The 1,193-nt window shown below is 72.6% G+C and carries 1 protein-coding gene and 1 pseudogene; both read right to left on the reverse strand.

Annotated elements, in window-relative coordinates; all coding sequences use genetic code 11:
* Nucleotides 1-502, reverse strand: a 502-nt coding sequence (locus tag GT030_RS23965) for an ATP-binding cassette domain-containing protein (protein ID WP_161202873.1), incomplete at its 3' end; no start/stop codon positions are given.
* 411 nt (nucleotides 503-913) lie between these two features.
* Nucleotides 914-1,193 (reverse strand): annotated as a pseudogene (locus tag GT030_RS23970) (cellulose-binding protein); the annotation flags it as partial.

Consider the following 1,193-nt stretch of genomic DNA (forward strand, 5'->3'; position numbering starts at 1 on the left):
CGACGCGCTGCTGCTGGCCGCCGGAGAGCTGGGTGGGCCGGTGCCTGAGCCGGTCCTTGAGTCCGACGGTCTCCACGACCCGGTCCAGCCATGCCTTGTCGGGCTTGCGGCCGGCGATGTCCATGGGCAGCGTGATGTTCTCCAGCGCGTTCAGCGTCGGCAGCAGGTTGAACGCCTGGAAGATGAAGCCGATCCGGTCGCGGCGCAGCCGGGTGAGCTTCTTGTCCTTGAGGCCGGTGATCTCGGTCTCGTCCAGGTAGATCTGACCGCTGGTCACGGTGTCCAGGCCGGCCAGGCAGTGCATGAGGGTGGACTTGCCGGACCCGGAGGGGCCCATGATCGCGGTGAACTGGCCGCGGGCGATGTCCACGTCGACGTGGTCGAGGGCGACGACGCGGGTCTCCCCGGCCCCGTAGGCCTTCACGACCTGCCGCGCTCGTGCGGCGACGGCCGTAGGCCCTCCAGTGCCCCCGTGCCTGGGAATGGTCACAGCCGATGTCACGGTATGTCTCCTATGCGGGTCGATCGCGGGCACCCTGGATCGCGGTGCGATGCGTGGGTTCGGTGGTGCGGGCCGGTACGTCCGTGCGCTACGCCTGAAGTCTGGCCGTGGCGGGGGGTGCCGCACGCTGGTGCGAACCCCCGTTTCCCGGGGGGAAATCCCTACCCCCCGCGGTCCGGCCGACCGCCCCCCTGGCGGCATAAGGACAGACTAAGGACGAGGCGCGGCCGCCCTCGTCCTCCGCGGGAACGAACCCTCCCCGAGCCCTCGTACGGAGATACCCCTAGGGGTACTCCACCGACGGGTGGAGCCCTTCTCAGGGTCGTGTCCACCCCCGCCCCCGGTCAGCCTCCACCCTTACGCCGCGTCAGGGTCAACCCGCCCCTTACGGGCACCCCGACGTGACCCGGGTCACTGCGCGGCGGCCCGCCCCGTCAGCTCGGTCAGGCGGTCGCGTACGCGGCTGGTCTGGGCCTGCACGTCGTCCCAGGTGTCGCTGTGTTCGCGCAGGACGCGCTCGGTCTCGCGGGCGGTGCGCTCCGCGTGCAGGCGGGCCCCCGCGAGGATGTCGGCGGCACGCGCGCGTGCCTCGTCCTGGCAGTGCCGCGCCCGCACGGCCGCCTCCTCCAGCGCCCGTCCGGCCGCCGCGAGTCCGGCCTCCGCGCGGGCGGTCCGCCCGGCGAGGCTCGCC

Origin of the sequence: Streptomyces sp. SID1328 (assembly GCF_009865595.1) — a bacterium.
Taxonomy (GTDB): domain Bacteria; phylum Actinomycetota; class Actinomycetes; order Streptomycetales; family Streptomycetaceae; genus Streptomyces; species Streptomyces griseoluteus.